This window comes from Bacteroides rodentium JCM 16496, from assembly GCF_000614125.1.
GTDB classification, from domain to species: Bacteria; Bacteroidota; Bacteroidia; order Bacteroidales; family Bacteroidaceae; genus Bacteroides; species Bacteroides rodentium.
Window position 1 is genome coordinate 1 of the sequence record NZ_BAKJ01000109.1, and the last position, 3971, is coordinate 3971.

Consider the following 3971-nt stretch of genomic DNA (forward strand, 5'->3'; position numbering starts at 1 on the left):
CGGCACTGCAAGTTTCCTGCAGTGCCGCCGCAAGCGGTTTATGGGGGGACTATTACTTTGCCATGTTGCCATCACTTTGCAGTGTCACTGCAAAAGGGATGCGGAAAGCTTGCAGTATGGAGAGGCTGATAAACAAGATACCCGCACCTATGCTTACAAAGAGACTCCCCACCCGTACATCGTGGATGATGCATCGGGAAGGAAGTCTGTTTATGGTTCTGCCGGATAACGGGGGCACACTGGGGACTACCCCCGTTAGAATATGTGCGTGCTGGGCGAACAATAGAGAAGAGGTTGTGTCAGCATTTTGACACCCTCCGGGGAGGAGGGGAATTTAAGATACTACTATGATTATGATAAAACTAAATTTCAACATCTACTTAGAAACTGTTTTGATTTTTTTATAGTTTATAAAAGAAAGCGCCGTATGACTGTTGCCGAAAATAATTCGCCGACATTGTGAAATGTCGTGCGGCGATATGCCACTTTTGTGGTATCAAAGGGTCGTTTTCCCTCCTGCACAGGTTTCTGAACTACGAGAAGCAGAAAGGCGGCAAGGTGTTTCTTTACAATTGAGCGGACATCAGGACACAGGACGGGACAGGCGATTGTGCCAATCAGGGTACGGTGATGTCATCTGTAGTTCCGGGAGCAAGAGAAGCCGCAGAGCGGGAGAAGTCCGAGGTGCGAAAGGGATAAAAGAAGAATCCCCGTCCGCGCATCGTACAGGATGCTCCGGACGGGGATTCAGCATATAGGATTCAGTCTACAGTCTTTCAGGCTATAGGGTCCGGTCCATCGACATTAATTTGCCCATGGAGTCGGAATACCATGCAACCAATTACCATCGCCCACAGAAGTAGCGCCTTCAAGAAGCCATACATCACCGGCAACATCAGTACTGGTAGACCCGGTAGCCTGCAGAATATCCGCCGTACCATTTACTGTAATGTTTTTGGAGATCAAAGTCTGGCTGCTGAAATTGAAAGTGATTGCACCTGCGTTTTTCTGACCTTCATTTGCGTTCACAAGCAAAGTTGCTATTTCAGAGCGGTTAAATTTGCCCATTGCTACAGAACCGCCTGCTTTTACAGTCACATTTGTTCCCTTCAAAATAGCTTTCGTATTGTCAGCTACATCACTGAAAGTTACAGCAGCTTCTACATTCAAGTTTTCAACGGCCAATGTCATGTAGTTAGTTTTACCGTCCTTTGCAGCCGTAACACCCAATGCACTCTTGACAATCAAGTTCTTCATTTTTACTGCAATGTCGGTGTTTGCTCCAGAGTTGAAGGTTATTGCCTTTGCAGCATTCACTTCATAAGTAGTGATACTTGCCTTCAGTTTGCTGTCATTCAATTTGTTCAGGTCGTAAGGTTTATCACTACTATCAGTATTTACAAATCTTACAGTTGTAGTAGGACGATAGTAAAGAGCTGCCTCAAAGCGGTTACCCGGGTTGTCAACTTCCGACACATATTGTCCGGGAGCCACGCCTAATTTCTGGATATTACCTGTCACCTGGCTCGAAATCTTATCTACAACGATACCATTGTTGCTGGCTGTTGCAGAGTTGCCTACAGCAAGTACACCTGCCACGGTCATTTCTGCGCTTTCAGCATTGTTCAATGCACCGGTTTCCACGAACAGTTTGGCGTCTTGTTTTTTTACATCACCTGTTGTTTCGATAACAAAGCTGTCGTAGTTGTTGATAGTACCGCCATCTACCGTCACCTGGTGTGAAGCGGCATCGGTTGTTGTTGCCTTAGCGATAACCGCCTTGCCATAGTTGTTGATAGTTCCGGTCAGCGTGCTCACTGTTTTTTCTCCATTGAAGTTCAATTTAGCTTCGTGTGCAGCATCTTCCACAGCTTCTGCTGCGCCAATGTTGATAACACCGCCCAAAGTAGCGGCACCTGTCACAGCCAGTTCGCCACCAAAGTCTTTGCAGCAAGACTGCAGTACGTCGATGTTGCTGTTGATAGTATAACCGTCACCAACGGACAACACAATTGCATCAGATGCACTAGATCCCGCAGCATCCGGCACAATAATCTTTCCGCCTTCGATAGTGATGGATTTAGCAGCCATTGTGGGAAGTGTGTAGTCAGCCGTCAAGGTGGCATTACCCAACAGACGGATAGACATGTCTTTTGCAGAATTACCTGAAACATTTGCAGCTCTCACGCAGCGTCCAGAGAAGTCAGGTCCGTAGCCAGATAAGGAGCGTTGGTGAAGTCAATGTCTTTGAAGTCAATCCAGCTACCTGTGGCGTATGCGTTACGCTCGATGGTGATGTTTTTGATTTCCGTCTCTACAGCCAGGTTATTTTCATTAATCAGGATTACCTTCAATGAAGAGATAGCAGCCTCGGTAGGCAATACGGGTATGGTTATATAAGAATAAGCATCATCTGCCACAGCCGTTCCGTTTCCACCGCCAATAGTTGCCGTAATGGTTTCTGTATACTCTTTTGTCACCTTTGCATTGTCCATGTACAAATTCTTTCCGGACTGTCCTGCGTAGATGCCTTTTGCGCTCAAACCAACCTTGGTAAGCAGGTTCTTGCCGGTTGCATCGTAAAGGATAACTTTCTTGATTGTGTTATCGCCGGATTTGCTTTTCAGCTTGATACCTACATAACCGTTCAAGTTCTCTGTTGCGAATTTGGTTGTTCTGTCACCGCCTTCCTGGATAGTAGTAAAACCATATTTGAAGATTTCATTGGTAAACTCTTCCATAGTCTTGGCTCTTGTTGCCTCTGCCTGGAAATCGGATATTGCAAATTCCTCTTTAGAAGTAGCGATGATGTAGTTGGAGGTATTCTTTGCGTCATAAGGAGAATACACGATATATTTTCCCGCGTAAACAGTGGAGTTGTTCGTGTTGAACAAACCTTCGCTACCATTGGTTTCACCGTCTGTCTTAGTATATCCGGGCCATGCTGTTATGGCACCAGGTGTTGCGGCATACTCCATGTCACCTGTAGTGGTAGAATATGCTCCGGCCAGTGTATTGGTCTGGTCAGTGTATCCATTCACCGGTGCAAATGTGCCTGCTTTAAGTTCACCGGTACATTCGTCCACCGTCGGTTCTGTTCCGTTGATTTTCCAACCGAAGTGGCTGAACTTGTAGTTAGTGAACACCCGGTCATCCACTGCGGTAACGGCGCTTCCGTCAACATTTACATTACCTTCCTTGTCCAGGCATACACCTGTCCAGGCCAGACCTATCTGGTCAGGAGTGTATGTAGTACCCCCTGCCGTTGTAGCAACAGGTTGCCATACGAATCTAACTCCATCATCTCCGGAAGTCCATTGTCCTCTTGTCGTAGCATCGTTTTCAGTGCCACCGATAAGGGTGAATCCCTTTCCTAAATTAACGAATTGTCCTTCTACACTGCCATTAGGTGTAGAAACAACATCTTGGTCTTGGCAAGCCACAAAGACTGCAGGCAGGGCCAAAGCCATCAATAATTGCTTTGTTCTCATTTCTTTCAATAATATTAATTAATATTCAATTCATGCGTTTTGCATCTCAGCAATTAACCTTCTCAAGGAACTACCGGACCCGGTTCGTTTTGGTCTCCATTGGATTCAACGAATCCCAGTTCTACTTCCACTTCCAGCACTTCCACCTCCGGAGCTTCGTACTTCATTTCTTTTTCCATTTTCATAATCGTAAAAAAAATTAGTTGTTAATAATATAAATTGTTGTTTCTCTTCTTGTCTTGTATGGTTTCCAGCTTATAAGCTATTTGCTCACATGCCTGGTATGTTTAAAGCTTATATACCTATTTGCTCCCATACTCGGTATGTTTAAAGCTTGTATGCCTATTCGTTCCCATACTTATATACTTTCATGCGGCATCTTATTATTTTCCGAGTGAATGTTTTTGCCTTATATAATAAAGTGCAACCGACCGCCGTGCTACCTATATAATAAGGTATAAATCCCTTTCATAGCCCCGC

The 3971-nt window shown here is 45.2% G+C and carries 4 protein-coding genes; 1 reads left to right on the top strand and 3 read right to left on the bottom strand.

The annotated features are described in order from the left end of the window. The coding region (locus JCM16496_RS22845) for a hypothetical protein (protein ID WP_159102490.1) at positions 1-229 on the top strand (229 nt) is incomplete at its 5' end. A gap of 575 nt (positions 230-804) precedes the next feature. On the opposite strand, the gene JCM16496_RS20720 is transcribed toward JCM16496_RS22845, so the two are convergent. The 3 genes from JCM16496_RS20720 to JCM16496_RS24755 all read right to left on the bottom strand — a co-directional run bounded on the left by JCM16496_RS20720 (position 805) and on the right by JCM16496_RS24755 (position 3676). After that, positions 805-2148, bottom strand: coding sequence for a hypothetical protein (locus tag JCM16496_RS20720; RefSeq protein WP_025836392.1), 1344 nt, complete (start codon positions 2146-2148; stop codon positions 805-807). A 35-nt stretch (positions 2149-2183) separates the two neighbouring features. Then, the gene (locus tag JCM16496_RS20725) at positions 2184-3491 is read right to left on the bottom strand and encodes a hypothetical protein (RefSeq protein WP_128809784.1); all 1308 of its coding nucleotides are present in this window, start codon (positions 3489-3491) and stop codon (positions 2184-2186) included. Positions 3492-3553: 62 nt separating this feature from the next. Then, positions 3554-3676, bottom strand: a complete 123-nt coding sequence (locus JCM16496_RS24755) for a hypothetical protein (RefSeq protein ID WP_262482791.1) — start codon at positions 3674-3676, stop codon at positions 3554-3556. Positions 3677-3971 lie beyond the last annotated feature (295 nt).

Coding starts and splice junctions, on each gene's coding strand:
- JCM16496_RS20720 (WP_025836392.1), bottom strand. CDS start 2,148: ATGTCTATCCGTCTGTTGGGTAATGCCACCTTGACGGCTGACTACACA.
- JCM16496_RS24755 (WP_262482791.1), bottom strand. CDS start 3,676: ATGAAAATGGAAAAAGAAATGAAGTACGAAGCTCCGGAGGTGGAAGTG.
- JCM16496_RS20725 (WP_128809784.1), bottom strand. CDS start 3,491: ATGAGAACAAAGCAATTATTGATGGCTTTGGCCCTGCCTGCAGTCTTT.